General features: G+C 64.7%; 17 protein-coding genes and 1 tRNA gene. 6 read left to right on the plus strand and 12 right to left on the minus strand.

Translation table 11 applies throughout. From position 1 onward, the window contains the following. The first annotated feature begins 130 nt into the window (after positions 1-130). Entirely contained in the window at positions 131-1744 is a 1614-nt protein-coding gene (locus tag LMF57_RS15755; RefSeq protein ID WP_117311237.1) for an ATP-binding protein, read from the plus strand. A gap of 54 nt (positions 1745-1798) precedes the next feature. Next, entirely contained in the window at positions 1799-3172 is a 1374-nt protein-coding gene (locus tag LMF57_RS15760) for a sigma-54 dependent transcriptional regulator (protein ID WP_025874296.1), read from the plus strand. Positions 3173-3369: 197 nt separating this feature from the next. Here LMF57_RS15760 and pilB read toward each other — a convergent pair whose 3' ends face one another. From pilB to LMF57_RS15780, 4 genes are all read right to left on the minus strand, one after another. Continuing rightward, a complete protein-coding gene (gene pilB, locus LMF57_RS15765) occupies positions 3370-5097 on the minus strand; it encodes a type IV-A pilus assembly ATPase PilB (protein ID WP_229290187.1) in 1728 nt (575 codons plus the stop codon). A gap of 759 nt (positions 5098-5856) precedes the next feature. Continuing rightward, on the minus strand, positions 5857-6114 hold the full coding sequence (locus LMF57_RS15770; RefSeq protein WP_229290188.1) for a hypothetical protein: 258 nt from the start codon (positions 6112-6114) through the stop codon (positions 5857-5859). 380 nt (positions 6115-6494) lie between these two features. Continuing rightward, complete coding sequence (locus LMF57_RS15775) at positions 6495-7340, minus strand: sterol desaturase family protein (protein WP_229290189.1); 846 nt, start codon at positions 7338-7340, stop codon at positions 6495-6497. Between the two features lie 92 nt (positions 7341-7432). Further along, the gene (locus tag LMF57_RS15780; protein WP_132824358.1) at positions 7433-7870 is read right to left on the minus strand and encodes a pilin; all 438 of its coding nucleotides are present in this window, start codon (positions 7868-7870) and stop codon (positions 7433-7435) included. 349 nt (positions 7871-8219) lie between these two features. Between LMF57_RS15780 and LMF57_RS15785 the strand changes: the two genes are divergently transcribed. From LMF57_RS15785 to coaE, 3 genes are read left to right on the plus strand one after another with little or no spacing between them, the layout of a single operon-like run. Then, positions 8220-9479, plus strand: a complete 1260-nt coding sequence (locus LMF57_RS15785; protein WP_229291400.1) for a type II secretion system F family protein — start codon at positions 8220-8222, stop codon at positions 9477-9479. 8 nt (positions 9480-9487) lie between these two features. Further along, positions 9488-10351, plus strand: coding sequence for an A24 family peptidase (locus tag LMF57_RS15790; RefSeq protein ID WP_049463888.1), 864 nt, complete (start codon positions 9488-9490; stop codon positions 10349-10351). An 11-nt stretch (positions 10352-10362) separates the two neighbouring features. Beyond that, positions 10363-10974, plus strand: coding sequence for a dephospho-CoA kinase (gene coaE / locus LMF57_RS15795; RefSeq protein ID WP_117311250.1), 612 nt, complete (start codon positions 10363-10365; stop codon positions 10972-10974). Positions 10975-11026: 52 nt separating this feature from the next. Here the strand turns inward: coaE and LMF57_RS15800 are convergent, their stop codons facing one another. From LMF57_RS15800 to rimK, 6 genes are all read right to left on the minus strand, one after another. Then, positions 11027-11413 (minus strand): hypothetical protein, encoded by a 387-nt coding sequence (locus tag LMF57_RS15800; protein ID WP_229290190.1) that lies wholly within the window; start codon positions 11411-11413, stop codon positions 11027-11029. Positions 11414-11919: 506 nt separating this feature from the next. Then, entirely contained in the window at positions 11920-13290 is a 1371-nt protein-coding gene (locus LMF57_RS15805) for a HAMP domain-containing sensor histidine kinase (RefSeq protein WP_229290191.1), read from the minus strand. Next, positions 13253-13930, minus strand: coding sequence for a response regulator transcription factor (locus LMF57_RS15810; RefSeq protein WP_025874286.1), 678 nt, complete (start codon positions 13928-13930; stop codon positions 13253-13255). The genes LMF57_RS15805 and LMF57_RS15810 overlap by 38 nt, the downstream gene beginning before the upstream one ends. A gap of 8 nt (positions 13931-13938) precedes the next feature. Further along, on the minus strand, positions 13939-14412 hold the full coding sequence (locus tag LMF57_RS15815) for a hypothetical protein (RefSeq protein ID WP_117311252.1): 474 nt from the start codon (positions 14410-14412) through the stop codon (positions 13939-13941). Positions 14413-14501: 89 nt separating this feature from the next. Then, positions 14502-14978, minus strand: a complete 477-nt coding sequence (locus LMF57_RS15820; RefSeq protein ID WP_117311253.1) for a hypothetical protein — start codon at positions 14976-14978, stop codon at positions 14502-14504. Between the two features lie 254 nt (positions 14979-15232). After that, the gene (gene rimK, locus LMF57_RS15825) at positions 15233-16111 is read right to left on the minus strand and encodes a 30S ribosomal protein S6--L-glutamate ligase (RefSeq protein WP_208082239.1); all 879 of its coding nucleotides are present in this window, start codon (positions 16109-16111) and stop codon (positions 15233-15235) included. Between the two features lie 250 nt (positions 16112-16361). Here rimK and LMF57_RS15830 point away from each other — a divergent pair, with 250 nt between their 5' ends. Then, positions 16362-17213: a PoNe immunity protein domain-containing protein gene (locus LMF57_RS15830; RefSeq protein ID WP_229290192.1), complete on the plus strand. Its 852-nt coding sequence runs from the start codon at positions 16362-16364 to the stop codon at positions 17211-17213. 59 nt (positions 17214-17272) lie between these two features. Here the strand turns inward: LMF57_RS15830 and LMF57_RS15835 are convergent. Beyond that, positions 17273-17346: transfer RNA gene (locus LMF57_RS15835), tRNA-Gly, on the minus strand. A 106-nt stretch (positions 17347-17452) separates the two neighbouring features. Beyond that, positions 17453-19285 carry an autotransporter domain-containing protein gene (locus LMF57_RS15840; RefSeq protein WP_229290193.1) on the minus strand — a complete coding sequence of 611 codons (1833 nt, stop codon included), beginning with the start codon at positions 19283-19285 and terminating at the stop codon, positions 17453-17455. Positions 19286-19412 lie beyond the last annotated feature (127 nt).

The raw sequence follows: 19412 nt of genomic DNA on the forward strand, positions 1-19412 counted from the left end.
GGCCCCGTAGATTCGACCCACGGTGCCGGCAACCGGGCAGCGAGCAGGTCCGACGATCGGGGGACGTCGGGCAGGTTCGGCCCAGCGCCGTCATGACCCAGTTCCAGGCAGCCAGAAGGGGAGTTCCGGCGTGTCACCCAGTGCTTCATTGATCGACCGCATCGAATCGATACCGCGGCGCGAGCTGTATTTCTTCGCCCTGTACCGGGTGCTGATCGCCTCGGTCATCGCCGCCCTGCTGTACAGCCCGTTGTCGGCCATGGTCGGCGAAGCCCACCACCCACGCCTGGCCTATACGGTCGGCGCCGCCTATCTGCTGCTGTCCTTGTTGTGGCTGGCAATCGGCCGCAACGAACGCTGGCTGCGGCCGATCGTGGTTGGCGGCGTGCTGCTGGACATCGTCGCCGCCAGCCTGCTGGCGCACGCCCTGCCGGGCGCCAGCGCCGGCATCTCGATGTCGCTGCTGTTCAACATCGCCGCCGCCGCCACCCTGCTGCCGCTCAGCTGGGGCCTGGTGCTGGCGCTGGCCGCCAGCGTCGCCACCGCCGCCGAATACCTGTGGAAGGTACTGGAAGGCGGCGACCCCACCCGCACCCTGGCCGAACTGGCGATGTTCACCACCAGCTACCTGGCCCTGGCCTTCATCAGCTACCAGGTCGGCAATCGTGCACGCCGCAACCAGCAGCTGGCCAACCAGCGTGGCGACGAAGTGGCCAACCTGTTCCAGATCAACGAACTGATCATCCGCCGCATGCGTACCGGCGTGGTGGTGGTGGACGCCGACAACCGCATCACCCTGGCCAACGAAGCTGCCTCGGTCCTGCTGGGCGACCGCGACGGCAACAGTGATTCGGGCCGCCTCGACCTGGCCAGTGTCGCCCCCGAACTTGCCCGGCGCCTGCAACGCTGGCGCAACGGCTGGGCACAGGATGAAATGCCGCTGCAGCTCAACCCCGACCAGCCGGAAGTGCAGCCACGCTTCGCCCGCCTGCTGGCCGGCAGCGACCTGGTGCTGGTGTTCCTTGACGACTCCAGCGTGGTCTCGCGCCGCGCCGAATCGCTCACCCTGTCGGCGATGGGGCGCTTCTCGGCCAGCCTCGCGCACGAGATCCGCAACCCGCTGGCGGCCATCAACTACGCCGTGCAGCTGCTGGAGGAAGGCACCGGCTTCAACGAAAGCGACCGCCGCCTGCTGCAGATCATCCACCAGCAGTGCCAGCGCACCAACGGCATCGTTGAAAGCGTGCTGGGCCTGGCCCGGCGCGAACGCGCCAACCCGGAAAATGTGGACCTGGCCGCCTTCGTGCGCCGCTTCGTGCTGGAGTACAAGCAGGGCCAGACGCTGGAAACCGACAGCATCGAACCGATCATCAACGACACCTCGGTGCCGGCCCAGGTCGACCCGCGCCACCTGTACCAGGTGCTGACCGTGCTTGTGCACAACGCCCTCAAGTACGGCCGCATCGGCGAGCAGCCCGCGCGCGTGCGGCTGCGCGTGGCGCAGCACGAGCGCAGTGCGGTGATCGACGTGATGGACCGTGGCCCGGGCATCCCGGAGACCGTCGCCGCGCAGCTGTTCCGCCCCTTCTTCACCACCTCCGAGCACGGCACCGGCCTGGGCCTGTATATCGCCCGCGAGCTGTGCCGGGCCAACCAGGCGCGGCTGGATTACATCCCCGTCCCCGCCGGCGGCTCCTGCTTCCGCCTGGTACTGCCCGGGCCGCACACCCTGCTTCCGCGCTGATTCCGTGCGTCAAACATTTGTCGCCTTCCACACCCTCGGCTATCTTTCCCACCCATGAACGAAACCCGCAGCGCCCTCGTCGTCGACGACGAACGCGATATCCGCGAACTGCTGGTGTTGACCCTCGGCCGCATGGGCCTGCGCATCAGCACCGCCGCCAACCTCGCCGAAGCCCGCGAACTGCTGGCCAGCAATCCCTATGACCTGTGCATCACCGACATGCGCCTGCCCGACGGCAACGGCATCGAACTGGTCAGCGAGATCGCCCAGCACTACCCGCGCACGCCGGTGGCGATGATCACCGCCTTCGGCAGCATGGACCTGGCCGTGGAAGCACTGAAAGCCGGTGCTTTCGATTTCGTCAGCAAGCCGGTGGACATCACCGTGCTGCGCGGCCTGGTCAAGCATGCGCTGGAACTCAACAACAGCGAACGCCCCGTTGCCGGCCCCGCCGCCGAACAGGCCGCACGCCTGCTGGGCGAATCGCCGGCGATGGACGTGCTGCGCGCCACCATCGGCAAGGTTGCGCGCAGCCAGGCGCCGGTCTACATCCTGGGCGAATCCGGGGTGGGCAAGGAACTGGTTGCACGCACCATCCACGCCCAGGGTGCACGCGCCGCTGGGCCGTTCGTGCCGGTCAACTGTGGCGCCATTCCCACCGAGTTGATGGAGAGCGAGTTCTTCGGCCACCGCAAGGGCAGCTTCACCGGCGCTCATGCCGACAAGCCGGGACTGTTCCAGGCCGCCCACGGCGGCACCCTGTTCCTGGATGAAGTGGCCGAGCTGCCGCTGCAGATGCAGGTGAAGCTGCTGCGTGCGATCCAGGAAAAATCGGTGCGCGCCGTCGGCGCCCCCAGCGAAGAACCGGTGGACGTGCGCATCCTCTCGGCCACCCACAAGGATCTGGCCGAGCTGGTCGAAGACGGGCGTTTCCGCCACGACCTCTACTACCGCATCAACGTCATCGAACTGCGCGTACCACCGCTGCGCGAGCGTCGCCAGGACCTGCCCGCACTGGCCGCGTCGATCCTGGCGCGGCTGGCCCGCAGCCACGGCCGCGCCACCCCGCTGCTAGCGCCGTCGGCGCTGGACGCGTTGGCCCAGTACGGCTTCCCCGGCAACGTGCGCGAGCTGGAGAACATCCTGGAACGTGCGCTGGCGCTGGCCGAGGAAGACCGTATCGGTGCCGACGACCTGCGCCTGCCGCAGCATGCGCCGCGCTCACCGGGCAGCGCCGCCCACGCTGAAGCGGTGGTGGATCTGCATCCGGGCAGTGCCGCCCTGCCCTCGTATATCGAGCAGCTCGAGCGCAGTGCCATCCAGCGCGCGCTGGAAGAAAACCGCTGGAACAAGACCCGCACTGCCGCGCAGCTGGGCATCACCTTCCGTGCGCTGCGCTACAAGCTGAAGAAGCTGGGGATGGAATAAGGGCCGAACGGCCCTGGTAGATGCCAACCTTGGTTGGCGTTGCGCCGCCGCGCCATCCACGCATGGCGTGGATCAACCGGCCGTTCTGCGCCGAAATGGTAGTGCCGGCCGCTGGCCGGCAATCTCGTGCACCGCGTATCCACGCATGGCGTGGATCTACTGGTTACCCCATCCACGTATGGCGTGAACCTACGGCATCAATCCTTGGTGACGCGGTTGATCTCGGCCAGGCTGGTCACACCCGCAGCCGCCTTCTTCAACGCCGACTGCCGCAGGTCATTCACACCGATCGCCTGCGCGGCCTCGGCAATCTGCAGCGCGTTGCCGCCCGCCAGCACGATGGTCGCGATCTCGTCGGTCATCGGCATCACCTGGTAGAGGCCGGTACGGCCCTTGTAGCCCTCGGTGCATTCGTCGCAGCCCACTGCCTCATACAGCTCGATGCCCGCATCCAGCTGCGCCTGGGTGAAGCCCTCGGCCAGCAGCGCATGCTCCGGCAGATTGGCCGGGCGCTTGCAGTTCGAACACAAACGGCGCGCCAGGCGCTGGGCGATCACCAGCGTCACCGAGCTGGTGATGTTGTACGGCGCGATACCCATGTTCATCAGGCGCGCGATGGTCTGCGGCGCATCGTTGGTATGCAGCGTGGACAGCACCATGTGACCGGTCTGCGCCGCCTTGATCGCGATTTCCGCCGTTTCCAGATCGCGGATTTCGCCGACCATGATGATGTCCGGATCCTGTCGCAGGAACGAGCGCAGCGCTGCAGCAAAGGTCATGCCGCGCTTGTTGTTCTGCTGCACCTGGTTGACGCCCGGCAGGCGGATTTCCACCGGATCTTCGGCGGTGGAAATGTTGCGGGTCTCGTCGTTGAGGATGCCCAGCGCGGTATACAGCGACACCGTCTTGCCCGAACCGGTCGGGCCGGTCACCAGCACCATGCCGTACGGCTTGTGGATCGCATCCAGGAACAGCTTCTGCTGGTCCGGCTCGTAACCCAGCTTGTCGATGCCCAGCTTGGCCGCGCTGCCATCGAGGATACGCAGCACCACCTTCTCACCGAACAGCGTAGGCAGCGTGCTGACGCGGAAGTCAATCTGCCGGGTCTTGGAAAGATTGAGCTTGATGCGCCCATCCTGCGGCACGCGCTTTTCGGCGATATCCAGCTGCGCCATCACCTTCAGGCGCGCGGCGATGCGCTGGTTGAGCTTGTTCGGCGCGCGCGCGACCATCTTCAGCAGGCCGTCGATGCGCAGACGCACGCGGTAGTCGTCTTCGTAGGGCTCGAAGTGGATGTCCGAGGCGCCCTTGCGGATCGCATCGATCAGCACCTTGTTGATGAACTTGACCACCGGGGTGTCGTCGCCCTTGGCGTCGATGCCACTGTCGGTGCTGCCCATCTCATCGTCGCCACCGCCGATGTCGAGGTTCGCCATGCCCTCGTCATCGCCGCCCAAGGCATCACCGATGGTGTCGTGGCTGGACTGCCACTGCTCGAGGGTGCGACGGATCTGGTCTTCATCGACCAGGATCGGCTCCACCACCAGATTGGTGTGGAACTTGATCTCGTCCAGAGAATGGGTGGGGTTGCTGGTGCCGACGAACAGCTTGCCGCCGCGTTTGAACAGCGGCAACACGTTGTGCTTGCGCAGCAGCTCCTCGCTGACGAGGCTCATCGCGTTCTGGCTGCTGTCGAAGGTAGACACGTCGAACAGCGGCATGCCGAATTCGACCGCGTTGGCGGCGGCCAACTGGGCCGCACCGACGACCTTGTTCTGGGCAAACCAGGTGGGCAGCGGCTGACGCGCGGCAGTGGCCTTGGCCATGGCGTCGCGGGCAGCGACTTCGTCCAGCGCGCCGTCCTGGACCAGGCGGCGGGCCAGGCCAGTAATGCCGACGAGGTTTGGGGTGGAAACGGTACTCATGGTATTCCTCGTTTTACTCGTGACCTGACGGCAGTGAATCGGCCTTTGCTGTAGCCACTGGCTCAGTGGAGTCCAGATAGCTCAACAGGCGCAATGGTCCGCTCCGTCGGGTGTCCGGCGCAAGCGCCTCCCAGTACTGATCCGTAAGCTGGCGCGAGGCGGTTGTGTCACCACGCGCACGTGCGGCATGCTGCATTGCACCGAACAGATAATAGCCTGCTGCGGCATCAGCAAGCAGCGCCTGCCCCTACTCTCCCTGCAAAAATCGTCGGCCTTCTGTAATTACCGCGTGGTGGTCCTCCGCAGCAGTCGCTGCGACCAAGGCCAAGCTGGAGGACACGTCCGCATCCTGCGGGGTGCAATCCATCCATTCTCGTTCTACCCACAAGACCGCGCGCTGTTCCGCCGGAAGGAATGGGTTGGTGTCACTCGCCAGTGCGAACAGCAACCGGGTAGCTTCCAAGGTAGCCTTGTCCGGTTCACAGCCGGCGACCAAGCCACGCAGCGCCTGGGCTCGCATCCAGTCAGCGGCAGAGACGTCAACCGGCGCTACCACTGCCCCATCCTGGAGCACGTCTGCCAGCGCCTGCGCTCGCAGGCGCCTGTCTTCACGTCCTGAAGCAGGTTGCCTGACTGCAGCTGCGGCGGTGGTATGGCGCACGGGCTCCGGTTGCGCGAGGACTGGCTAAGGCCCAGCCATCACGTCTTGGAAGTCAGGCGTGAACGCACATTGGAAACGCGCCACCGGCGCCTTCAATTTCAGCGTCGGGAAGTAATCGGAATTGCTCGGGATGGATACAGCGGAACGAATGCCCTCAGTGCGGCATCGTCCATCGATAGACTGTCGTTCAGATCTGCCACGGAATGCACGCCGATCCGCGCCAGCTCCTCACGAGGCGCCGGCTGCTGGAAGACGCAGTCATTCATCGGCGGCAGCTTGCCCTTGGGCATGGCGACCAGGATCAGATCACCGGGGTTGGCCAGGTAGGCGCGCATGTCCGAGAACTGCTCCAGCATGCCGGCTAGCACCGAGCTGACGCGCTCGGGGGTGATCTCGTACAGCTGCGGCCATTGAGCGCCATTCTGCCCATGAACAGGATCAGCACCAGCGATTGGGCGCGAGAAGAATGCCCGAGAAACAGCCCCAGGTATTACGTCCAGATGGATTGGTAGATCAGCCCGGCAAAACTGGAAAGGATGAGGATCAGCAGCAGCCACGGGCCATGGTTGCGTGATGGAAGGCTCATTGCGGCTCCTCAGTCGCATCTTCGATCAGCAAAAAAACAACATCGATGCACACCGCGCAAGCCCCCCACCGCTGGCGCGTTCATTCCACCTCATCGAGTCCGGAAAATGCAGGCGCGAAGCACCTACTCAACGCGCCCTGCTTCGTTGCGCTAGAGGAAGGGGCCCCGCATTGCTCTTGCCGCCGTCACAAAGGGCTTGCAGATCTGGCACAGAAAGGCGCTATGTCCCGCTTCGTCCAGCCCTGTGGGCTCGCGGCATGCCGATGGCACATAATACGTTCCGAACGCCTGGTCGAACACCGAGAACACGGTCGCGAAATTCTTGCCGACGCCCTCGCCTTGCCGCACATGATGCCAGCGATGCATCGCCGGGGAGACGAGCACCCGCCCCAGGCAGCCGAAAGTCCATGGCAGGTTGGCGTGGGTCATGAGGCCGTAGTAGTGCCTGACCAGCGCATTGGCATAGATCGCCCAGAGTGGCACGCCTATCAGCAGCAACACGCCAACATCAAGTATTGCAGCATTCAAGCGATTCAGGGGATGCTGGCGATACGACGAGAACCATGTCAGCTGACGATCACTGTGGTGCATGGCATGGATCGGCCAGAACCAGCGGGAGTGCTCGAGGCGATGTCTGAAATAGCTGATGCCGTCGGCAACAAACAAGACCATGAGCAGGACGCCCCAGGACGGCAGACTGTCCCAGAGGCCTGACGCCCGGTCCATCTGCCACCCCCGGGTGGATCGATACATCCAGATCAGCAACATGCCCATCAGGGGCATCAGCAGCAGCACCTCCATCATCAGGCAAAGCAGGTTCACCCACGCGCCCTGCGGCCAGAGGTTCCGCAGAATGCCTGCGACATTTTTCCGCTGCAATACCAGCGCGAGCAGCAGGAACGCACCTGCCTCCACACTGACCTCGGAATAGGCAGCGCCTAGTTGGCCTACCAGGTCGATCTCCACTTTGGGCACCAGCACGGCTAATGCACACATGGAGTACCTCCAGATCAAATTTTCACCCAATCAACAAACGAAAAAGGCCCCGTTCGCACGGGGCCCGCTTCAATCGCACTCAGACGCGGCGCTTACAGAGCCGCTGCCTTCTTGCCCTGGCAGGAACCCGGGCGGAACTTGGTGTCGATCGAACCTTCGCAGACCCACTCCGGAATCACGCCATCGGCCACCTTGGTGGCATCGGGCGTCAGGGTAATGGTCTTGGCGTCAATGTTCGCGTCGCCGATTGCCTGCGCGGTGGCAACGATGGACTTGCCGTCCCATTCCAGCTTGCTGACGTACTTGGTCGCCTGGAAGTCCGGCTTCCAGGTGGTCGGCGGCAGCGCATTGTTGCTCGCCACGTATTCCGACACGTCGGTACGCAGCGAAGAAGCCGCCAGGATCACTTCCGAGACCTTGGCCTTCTTGGTGTAGTTGGAGTATGCCGGCAGCGCAATGGCGGCCAGGATGGCGATGATCGCAACGACGATCATCAGTTCGATAAGGGTGAAGCCCTTCTGGTTCTTCATAGTCATACATCCCCAAGATAGTGGTGGTTGAGTCAGTGCGCTGGATCGGTCCGGCCAATGGCCGGCTGAGCGTGTCCTGCACCCTGCGGGTGGATCAACGCAGGTTGCGTGCCAACCCCGGCACGCCTCCCCCTGGATTTCCCCGGGGCCAATGATGGCAGCAAATTCGTGAATGGGAAGCCCCCTCAACAGGAATTGCGACGAACCCGGCAATGTGACGCAGTGCGTCACCTTTGGTCGGCAGCCGGCACGAATTCGCATTCTGCCCCCTTCCGGATCTGCCAAGTCGGCGGTGAACCCGCTACCATCGGCAGATGCCCGTCTGGGGATGGCGGGCCGGGGAGCCAACATGTCTGTCAGTCGCAGTGCGATCAAGAAAGAGCCCGTGGCGCGTAGCACCATGGAGTTGCAGCCGTTTGTCTGGGAGGGGACCGACAAGCGGGGAATCAAGATGAAGGGCGAGCAGTTGGCCAAGAATGCCAATCTGCTGCGGGCCGAACTACGCCGCCAGGGCATCAACCCAAGCCAGGTGAAGGTGAAGCCGAAACCGCTTTTCGGCGCCGCCGGGAAGCCGGTATCGCCCAAGGACATCGCCTTCTTTAGCCGGCAGATGGCCACCATGATGAAGTCCGGCGTGCCCATTGTGGCGGCGCTGGAAATCATCGGCAGCGGTCACAAAAACCCACGAATGAAGAAGCTGGTCGATGCGGTACGCACCGACATCGAGGGCGGCTCTTCGCTGTATGAAGCGATCAGCCGCCACCCGGTGCAGTTCGACGAGCTCTACCGCAATCTGGTCCGGGCTGGCGAAAGCGCGGGTGTGCTGGAGACGGTGCTGGACACCATCGCCACCTATAAAGAGAACATCGAGGCCCTGAAGGGCAAGATAAAGAAGGCCCTGTTCTATCCAGCGATGGTCTTGGCCGTTGCGTTTCTGGTCAGCACGATCCTACTGGTATGGGTGGTGCCGCAGTTCGAAGAGGTCTTCCAGAGCTTCGGCGCCGATCTGCCGGCGTTCACCCAGATGGTAGTGAATTTGTCCCGGTTCATGGTGTCGTGGTGGTGGTTGATGGCGATCATGCTGATCGGCTCGGTTGTCGCAATCGCCATGACCTACCGGCGCTCGGAGAAAATGCAGCATACGGTGGACAGGCTGGTACTTAAGGTACCGGTGATCGGCCAGATCATGCACAACAGTGCCATTGCCCGCTTCGCCCGTACCACGGCGGTGACCTTCAAGGCAGGCGTGCCGTTGGTGGAAGGCCTGGGCATCGTTGCCGGTGCGACCGGCAACAAGGTCTACAGCGATGGCGTACTTCGCATGCGCGACGACGTGTCGGTGGGTTATCCGGTCAATATGGCCATGAAACAGCTCAACCTGTTCCCGCACATGGTCATCCAGATGACCGGCATCGGCGAAGAGGCCGGCGCATTGGACACGATGCTGTTCAAGGTGGCCGAGTATTATGAGCAAGAGGTCAACAACGCAGTGGACGCCCTGAGCAGCCTGCTGGAACCGATGATCATGGTATTCATTGGTACCCTTGTCGGTGGCTTGGTCATTGCGATGTACCTGCCCATCTTCAAACTCGGCGCCGTCGTCGGCTAAAGGTAACAATGGCATTTCTCGACCAGCATCCCGGCCTCGGCTATCCCGCCGCGGCCGGCCTGGGGCTGCTTCTGGGCAGCTTCCTGAACGTCGTCATCCTGCGCCTGCCCAAGCGGCTGGAATGGCAGTGGAAGCGCGATGCGCGCGAGGTGCTGGAGGAGCCGGACTTCTACGAGCCGCCCCCGCCGGGCATCGTGGTGGAGCCTTCTCACTGCCCGCACTGCAAGCACAAGCTGGCCTGGTACGAGAACATCCCGCTGTTCAGCTGGATCATCCAGGGCGGCAAGTGCCGCCACTGCAAGGCGCCCATCTCCATCCAGTACCCGCTGGTGGAGGCGCTGACCGCGGTGATGGTGCTGGCCTGCGTGTGGCAGTTCGGCTTCGGCTGGCAGGGCTTTGGCGCCATCGTGCTGACCTGCTTCCTGATCGCCCTGTCCGGCATCGACCTGCGCACCCAGCTACTACCGGACCAATTGACCCTGCCGCTGATGTGGCTCGGGTTGATCGGCAGCATCGACAACCTGTACATGCCGGCCAAGCCTGCCCTGCTGGGGGCTCTGCTGGGCTACCTGTCGCTGTGGTCGGTGTGGTGGTTGTTCAAGCAGCTGACCGGCAAGGAAGGCATGGGCCACGGCGACTTCAAGCTGCTGGCCGCGCTGGGGGCCTGGTGCGGGATGAAGGGCATCCTGCCGATCATCCTGATGTCGTCGGTGCTGGGCGCCCTCATCGGTTCGATCTGGCTGTACAGCCGTGGCCGTGACCGGGCGACGCCGATCCCGTTCGGCCCCTATCTGGCACTGGCCGGCTGGCTGTTCTTCATGTGGGGCGAGCCGCTGTTGAACCAGTATCTGGTGATGAGCGGGCTGCGCTGAGGGGAGTCCCCATGAGCCAGTATGTGGTGGGCCTGACCGGCGGCATCGCCTCGGGCAAGAGTGAGGTGACCCGGCGCTTCGAGGCGCTGGGAATTGTCGTGGCCGACGCCGACCTGGCCGCGCGCGCCGTGGTGGCGGTGGGCAGCCCTGCCCTCGCCTTGATTGCAGAGCGCTTCGGTGCAGACATGCTGCTCGCCGATGGCGCCCTGGACCGGGCGCGCCTGCGTGCCCACATCTTTGCCGACCCGGCCGAGCGGACTGCGCTGGAAGCGATCACCCACCCGGCCATCCGCCGGCTGATGCAGCAGCAGTGCGCGCAGGCCGCCAGCCCCTATGCGCTGGCGGCGATCCCGTTGTTGACCGAAGTGGGCGGCCGCCAGGCCTATCCCTGGCTGGACCGGGTGCTGCTGGTGGATGCCCCGGAAGCCGTGCAGCACGCCCGGCTGATGCAGCGCGACGGCATCGACGCCGCGCTGGCCGACCAGATGATCGCCGCCCAGGCCACCCGCGCACAGCGCCTGGCGCTGGCCGATGACGTGGTGGTCAATGATGGGCACCCGGATGAGCTGCAGGCGCAGGTCGAGCGGTTGCACGCGCGGTACCTGGTGTTGGCGGCAGGGTAATCCTGCAGGTCCATCGGTACCGCGCGAACGCGCACCCACGCATGGCGTGGATCTACTCCAGCTGCTGGCGGGCGTAGCGGGCGAGCTCACGGGTGGCGAGCAACAGACCTTCCACCACGTCCGGCGGCAACTGCTGGCCTGCACTGCCCTGCACCCGTGCCGCTTCGGCGGCGTGCAGCATCTGGATCAGCGCATTGAGACCGGCCAGGGTACGGCTGAGGCTGGCCAGGGTTACCACCTGCGAGGGCGTGAGACCGGTGCCCTGCCGGGTCTGGCCATCGGCATTGTCGCGGCCATCCATGCGTGCCATCAGCGCGGGCAGCAGGTCACTGGGTTCGGACAGTACGTCTTCGATGCGTTCGGCAATGTTGGCCGGCAACTGATCGGCGGATTCGCCGACCAGGCGGCGCAGGTTCGGATAGGTGGTGCGTGCAGACATGGCAATGCTCCTCGCAGACGGCAAGGCCACCCGCGGATGCGGGGTGGCGGACGGTGCGGGTTGGCGTACCGGATCACAACAATCAACAAAACACTCCGGCGGACTCTTCAAAGTCCCCACGCACCGCCCGCCGAAGCAAGGGCATCGCGATGCATTTTCCATGACGGCCTTCGGCGCATCAGAGGTTTGTTGATTGTTGGGTCGATTTCAGGACGCCAATCCCGGCCGGGGCGATGACCCCGACCGTGCCATCTCGCCAGCTGCATGCATTGCGGTCATGAGGCGAAAACGCCATGCGGGCCAACCGTCTGCGGAACCGTGCGGTGTGACACGCGCAGGGCGCGGAGTGCGTCACGCAGGTGTCGTGCTGGACCAGAAACGCCGCACCTTCGCGGAAGCTGCATTGGCGTTGCATGCGACATTTCGCGCCGAGCGGGAGATTTTTGGCATCGGGAGGATTTGTGCCGACCAAGGTCGGCACCCACCAAAGCAGCAGCCAGAATGGGTTACAGCGGCTTCGGCGAGAACGTCAACGTGGCGATCACGCCACGGGCGCCGCCCGGGCGCACGCTTACCTGCCAGCCGTACAGATCGCACAGGCGACTGACGATCGACAGGCCGATACCGCCACCCTGCGAGTGACCGGCATGGGTACCGCGGTAGCCGCGCTGGAACAGCTTGGCGGCATCTTCCTCGCTCAGGCCCGGCCCGCTGTCGGTCACCGATACGGCGTTGGCGCCCACATGCACGCGCACCTCGCCATCCTGCGAATACTTCACCGCATTGCCGATCAGATTGCCCAGCGCCACCGACAGCGCCGCTTCGGGGGCATCGATGACCAGATCGCGTTCGCCATCCAGGTGCAGCTCCAGCGGCTTGCCACCCAACTGGGCGCGGTGCGCGTCCAGCAGCTGTTCGGCCACCCGGGCCACATTGCTGCTGCCCTGCCCGCGTTCATTGCGCGACAGCAGCAGCAGCGCGCCGATCAGATCGCTGCACTGTTGTTCGGCACGCTGGATGCGCTGCAGGCGCTGCAATACCTTCTCGTCCAGGCCCGGGCGGGTCAGCAGCAGTTCGGTGGCGCCACGGATCACCGCCAACGGCGTTCGCAGCTCGTGGCTCACATCGGCATTGAACTCACGGTCGCGCTGCACCACTTCGGTCAGCCGCGAGGAATAGTCATCCAGCGCCTGTGCCAGCTGGCCCACTTCGTCATCCGGGAAGCGCGGTGCCAACGGCTCGGGCTCACTGGTACCGCCACGGTACGCACGCAGGCGCGCGGCCAGATCCGAGACCGGCTTCATCACCTTGGAGGCCGACCACCAGCCCAGAACCAGCGACAGAACGCTGAACACCAGCACCGACAGGAACAGCGCGCGGTTGAGCTGCTGCCCACCGCGAACGCTGTCGGTCATGTCGTAGGCAAGAAAGAACCAAGCATCGTCGGATTTGCGCACCGCAAGCTTGTAGGCGTATGACTGCCCCTGCTCATCGGTACCGCTCAGGTTGTAGTTGCCCGTCTGCAGGTCGGCCCATTGCGGCCACGATTCGCGGGCCTTGTCGAACTTGTCGGCCGAATATGCATATGCCCGGATCTGCTGTACTGGTACCGCCGGGTTTCGCCCCGGGTGCTCGTAGAAGCGGCGGGCGTACTCTTCGATGTTGTGGTTGATCACGTCTTCCACCAGCTGGTTTTCCACCCGCATGCGGGCCCAGTTGGTGGCGAACGCGAACAGTGTCGTCAGGCAGAAGCCCAACAACACGAACGAGACGATGATGCGGCTGCGCAGGCGCCGCCGATAAGGCGTGCGCCGGCGCTCCCCCTTGCTTGCCACCGAATCAGGCTTCCGGCGTGGCGATGCGGTATCCGATGCCATGGCGGGTCTGGATCATCGGCACTTCAAAGGGCTTGTCCACCACGGCGCGCAGGCCGTGGATGTGCACGCGCAGCGAATCGGAGTCCGGCAGCTCTTCGCCCCATACGCGGGTTTCCAACTCCTGCCGGGTGACCACGGCCGGGGCCGCTTCCATCAGCGCCTGCAGGATCTTCAGTGCGGTCGGGTTGAGCTGCAGCAGCTTGCCCTGGCGGCGCACTTCCAGCGTGTCCAGGTTGTATTCCAGATCACCGGTTTCCAGCACGCGGGTCTGCACGCCCTTGCCGCGACGCGACAGGGCGTTCAGACGCACTTCCACTTCCTGCAGTGCGAACGGCTTGATCAGGTAGTCGTCAGCACCGGAATCGAAGCCGGCCAGCTTGTTGTCCAGCGAATCGCGCGCGGTCAGCATCAGCACCGGAGTCTGCTTGCGCGCTTCATTGCGAAGCTTGCGGCAGACTTCGATGCCGTCCATGCCGGGCAGGTTGAGGTCCAGGACAATCGCGTCGAACTCGTGCACGACAGCCAGATGCAACCCGGTCACTCCGTCGGCAGCGAAGTCCACGGTGTGGCCCCGGTCCTCCAGGTAGTCGCCCAGATTGGCCGCAATGTCGCTGTTGTCTTCGATTACCAGGATTCTCACTGTCACCTCTAATTGACGAATTTACCGACGCGCTGGGCCTGGCCCATGTCGCGCTGCGCCTTGTCCTTCTGCCGAGCACGCTCGGCGACGGTCAAGCACTGCGTGGACGACATGTTGGAACCAATGGCCTTCTCACGTCGGCATATTAGACGACTATCTTCACGCGCCCGTGTCAAAACGGTGTTCACGACCTGCTGATCGTTGAAGACCTCGGTTCGTACCGATTCAGGCATCGCGTCCTTGGTCGGGTACTGCTCGGCGGCGGCGCGGATCCGAACCAGGGTCTCGCGGACCTTGCCGCGCTCTTCCTGACGCAGCTCGGAATAGGTTTCGCCATCGTTGAGCTCGATCTCGATGCGCTCTACCTGCTGCAGCAGCGGCTTGCCCGGCAGGAATACCTCTTCGGCACTCTTGGCCCCTGCCGAGGCAGCGACCAGGGCCAACGCCGAAACCAGAACCACTGATATCACTGGATGCTTCATGACAAACGAATCCCTGTCTGAGGTGAACGCCGACTGTATGCGGATGCCCGCTCTGCCAGCAAGTGCTGGCCGGCAGGGTGCAGGTGGCCCTAAAGCTTGGAGTCCGGGTTCAAGTTGCTGTAGGTGCGCTGGTCGTTGAGCAGGGCCTTGCCCTTCTCTTCGATGCGGCGCCGTTCGGCGACGGTCAGGCAGCGGCTCTTGGGCATGTTGCTGCCCGTGGTGCGCTGGTAGGAGCAGATCTGGCGGCTGTCGTCATGGGCGCGCGTCAGGATGCTGTTGATCCGCTCCTGATCGTTGAATACCTCGTTCTGCACCTGCGGTGGCAGCTCCTGGACGGTCTGCCGGTCGCCCATCCGCTGGGTGATCCGCGCCAATGCCTGCTGGACCTGACTGCGGTCCTCGGCGGAAATTTCGCTGTAGTCGCCCTGCTGCAGGGCTCTTTCGACCTGGCGGACCTGCTCGGCCACCGGGGTCTGGCGGTCCATCTGCACAGCGGCCTTTTCCTGCTTGGCCAGTGCAACGCCAGGCAGGCACAGCAACAGCACGATCATCGTGGTGCGGTACATCGCCAACCTCCCGATCCTTCGGAACGAAGACCCAACTCTACGAGTGTCCCCGCGCGCCCACAAGGGACCCGTGGCAGGGGGCATTGGACATAAAAAAGACCCAGGCGGTGCACCCGCCTGGGCCTGAAGTTGTATCCCGATACCGATCCTGCTGAGAGGCAGAGCTGCGGTTCGTTGAAGGCTACGCCCGGGGCGATTAAAGCGGTGTTAAACCCGCAAACACCGCCTGAATTGAATTTCAAGTCACTGAAATATCAGGATTTTTTTATCTTCTCGACGTGTTCGATGATGCGTGCGGCCACATCCACCCCGCAGGCGGCCTCGATCCCTTCCAGACCCGGGGTTGAGTTCACCTCCAGCACCAGCGGGCCGCGCTCGGAGCGGATCAGGTCCACCCCGCAGACGCCAAGCCCCAGCGCCTTGGCCGAACGCACCGCCAACTGCTGCTCGGCCCGGCTGGCCTTGGACGCCACCGCTGTTCCACCGGCATGCAGGTTCGAACGGAAATCCCCCTCCGGCGCCTGGCGCTGCATCGACGCCACCACCTGGTCGCCGACCACGAAGCAACGCAGGTCGGCGCCCTTGGCCTCGCCGATGAACTCCTGCATCAGGAAGTTGGCATACAGGCCACGCAGGGCTTCAACGATGCCGCGCGAGGCGCTGGCCTTTTCGGTGAGGATCACGCCACGGCCCTGGGTGCCTTCATTGAGCTTCACCACATGCGGCGGCGGGCCGAGCATGGACAACAGGTCGACGGTGTCATCCGGGTTGTCACCAAAGACGGTGACCGGCATGTCGATGCCCTTGGCCGCCAGCAGCTGGTGCGCCCGCAGCTTGTCGCGCGAGCGCAGGATCGCGTCGGACGGATTGGGCGTGCGTGCGCCCATCAGTTCGAACTGGCGCAGCACGGCGGTGCCATAGCGGGTGACCGAAGCGCCGATGCGCGGGATGACCGCATCCACGCCGGTCATCGGCCGGCCCTTGTAGTGCATGGAAAAGCCGTCCGCGGCGATGCGCATGTAGCAGCGCAGCGGATCCAGGATGCGCACGGTATGGCCGCGCGCGCGCGCGGCCTCGACCAGCCGACGGGTGGAGTACAGCCGGGTGTTGCGGGACAGGATGGCGAGCTTCATCGCAGTGGGATCGGTCGGCAGGCGCGCAGCATAGCGTGGCAGCGTTGCGCCTGGATGATGCTGTGCCACGACCCCGACCACGTGCGCCGCTTCGCCCCGCAGGCCAATGCAGGCCACCTGCAGGGCCGGGCCGCTGAAGGCTTCACGGTTGCCGCTTGCGCAGTACGCCTGCTTCCGGACGAATGATGGATGGCAGCGCTGCGGCTAGAATTGCACCCCGCTCTCTCTCTCCCTGCGGCGTAGCGTGTCGTTGAAAAGCCAGCTGATCGATTGCCTGCCCCAGTGGAAGGCGCTGTCCAGAACCAATGCCAAGCCCCGGCGCCCGCTGCGGCTAGCCGACTGGCAGGCAGACTGGGAAGGGAACCTCGCCCTGCTGTCCCGTCACGCGCGTCGCGATGATCGGCTCGACGTGCTGCAGGCCGACGGCCATCTGGCGCTGGAGCACGCATTGGGGTGGGAGGCGGCCGCACAGGCCGCCAGCAATCTGCTGTTGAAGGGTATCGATCGCGGATTTGATGGGTCGGTACTGCGCCAGATCCATATCGAGGCGGCGGCGCTGTGGCTGGATCATGCGCAGTTGCTGGCAGCGGCCCAACACAATCTGCAACAGCAAGGGCATGCCATTGCCGTGGGTGCTTCACTACAGCCGCGAACGGCGCAGCACTACGAATACGCGCTGCAGCTGCTTGCCCTGGGCCCGGTGCTGGGCACTGAGGACCTGCTGCCCGCGCTGGTGCAAAAAGTGCTCTGCTTCGATACCGACCGCGTACTCGACTACGTCAGCGCCCCCGCTCTGGGCCTGGCCGAGGCCAGCGACGAGATCTTTCACCCTCGGCCATTTGCGAGCCTGTTCACGCCCTTGCGCGAGGGCGAAGCATTCGATCCTTCCCTGCTGGCCGGCTATCTGCAGACGCAGTACCGCGACTTTTTCCAGCTGGCACCGAAGGCGCAGAAGCGGACCCGCCGACTCGTGGGTCCAAACGCCTGGGGCTACTGGGCATTGGAGGTGGCCGCGATGGTGGTCGTTTATGGTGGCGACGACGCGGTGCTGCGCACCTGCCCGCACTACCCATCCGATCTGGTCGACTACGCCCGGCGCTGATGCACGCAATCTGATGCGTTGAACAAGGAACAACCGTCGGCGTACCGAGACCGGAAACATGGAGCGGGCGAAGGGAATCGAACCCTCGTCAGTAGCTTGGGAAGCTACAGCTCTACCATTGAGCTACGCCCGCGTTGCCCGACAAGTCTATGCGGGGCACATGTTCAAACGCAACGGGCAGGCCCTTGCAGCCTGCCCGTGGTGGTGACGGCAGGCCCGCAGGCCTGCCGTCGGGTGCATCAGAAGCTGCCGCTGAAGCTGGCAAACAGCGTCGCGTCCTGCGCACGCTTCTGCAGGGTGGTGGCGCTCAGGCCGATGTTGCTCTGCAGGCCGAACAGTTCCATGCGCGCACCCAGGATGGCGGTTGCATAGTTCTTGTCGAAGTCCATGCCCGGCACGCGGTACATGCCGACGTCCGGCAGGCTCTGCACCCAGGCGCTGGCCTGCTTGGTGTCTTCGAACTCGTGGTCGTAGGTCACCTGCACGTACGGCTTGACGGTGCCGCCGTCGAAGCGGGCCTGCCAACCGATTCGGCCGACGGTGGAATCGACATCCTGCTTGCCGTAGCCCAGCGCGGTGGCCAGCGTGCCGGCATCGGCGCTTTCGGTGTAACCGTCGATCTTGACCTGCTGCCAGATCACCGAGGCGATCGGGCCGTGGCGGAAGCCGCCTTCGGTGCCGAATTCGTAACCGGCGTTCAGGGCGGCGGTCAGGTTGCTGCCGTCCGGCGAGCCGCTGTGCTCACGGGTTGCCGGGCCGAGCTGGACCTTGCGGTTCACGTCATAGGACAGCCAGGTGTAGCTGACCTGGCCATTGACCCAGATGCGGTCGCCGTACCAGCCGGCGAACAGACCGGCGGTGGTGTCCTTCTGGGTGAAGTCGCCGCGGCTGTTGCCGAAGTCGGCATTCAGGCGGCCAAAGCCGGCGAAGCCACCGAAGACCATGCCGTCACGTGCCCAGTCGACACCGAACAGGCCGGCCGGGGCCAGGCCGTCGTACAGATCGGCGTGGTCGTAGCGCTGCATGTCACCGCGCACACCGCCCCACCACGACATCCCGTCGGCCGGGCGGCCGGCCTGGTGCAGGCTGACCTGGTCGGCGCGCGAACGTCCGATGGTCTGTGCCGAATGGCTCAGCACCTGCTGCAGGCGCGGGCCTTCCAGGATCGAGATGGCGTACTGGCCCAGCATCTGGTGCGCGCCCGAGGTCGGGTGCACATCATCGGCGAACAGGTAGCTGCTGGCGGCATCCGGGCGCGCGTAGGCCAGCGGGCTGCAGGTCAGCGACGACGCGGTCAGGCAGGCGCGGCCGGTGACGTTGCTGAAACCATACATGCCCGGGTTGGCGATGATTTCGTGCAGGAGGGTATAGGTGTCGAGCGGGATGAAGTCGATGCCGGCCTGCTTCAGGCCACCGTACAGCGCCTTGTTGTACGCGGTGGACAGGGCGGTACCCTGCGCCTGGCCCGCTGCGCCGCGGTCGATGAACCCGGGGGTGATGCCGACGTCGGGCAGGTTCGGCACCAGCACATACTGCGCGCCGGCCTGCTTGAGGCTGGCGACGATGCCGATCTGGTCGGTCACCGCCGCGCCGATGACGGCTGGCGCCTGGGCCGGGGCGGTAATGGAGAACAGGTCGTTGGCGCCGCCCCACACGGTGTACAGCGCATCCGGGTCGGCCTTGCCACCGTTGGCGGCGAGGTACTTGGCCATCTGCGTCTTCAGCGACGGCACCGGCACGTTGCCGAAGGCCGGCTGGGTCAGGTCGGTACCCACACGGGCGCCGCCGACGGCGTAGTTGTCGCCGGTCTGGCCGTTGCCGTTCGGCGTGGCATCGGTACCGTAGTAGTCGGCGACGAACTGCGCCCATTCCAGGCCGGGGTTGGTGGTGAACTGGCCGGTGACCGGACGCACTTCCGCCGGCAGCAGGGGGCGGTAGTAGCCGCTGTCGGTGAGGCTGTCACCGAAGAACACGGTACGGCTGAACGGGGATTCGCCTGCCATGGCCGGCAGCGCGGCCAGCGCGATCGCGGCCGCCATGAGGGAGCGGATCGGGCGTTTGCTGAGCAGCATGTAAAAACTCCTGTGGGGGATATCGTTGAGGATCCGACGCACGTACGCCGGCGCACGGTGAATGGTTTCACTGCGCCGCCAATTGCTCACGCTGCGCCGCCGCATGGATTGTCGCCCGCGCAGGGCC

This window comes from Stenotrophomonas sp. SI-NJAU-1 (assembly GCF_020883215.1).
Classification (GTDB): Bacteria; Pseudomonadota; Gammaproteobacteria; order Xanthomonadales; family Xanthomonadaceae; genus Stenotrophomonas; species Stenotrophomonas indicatrix.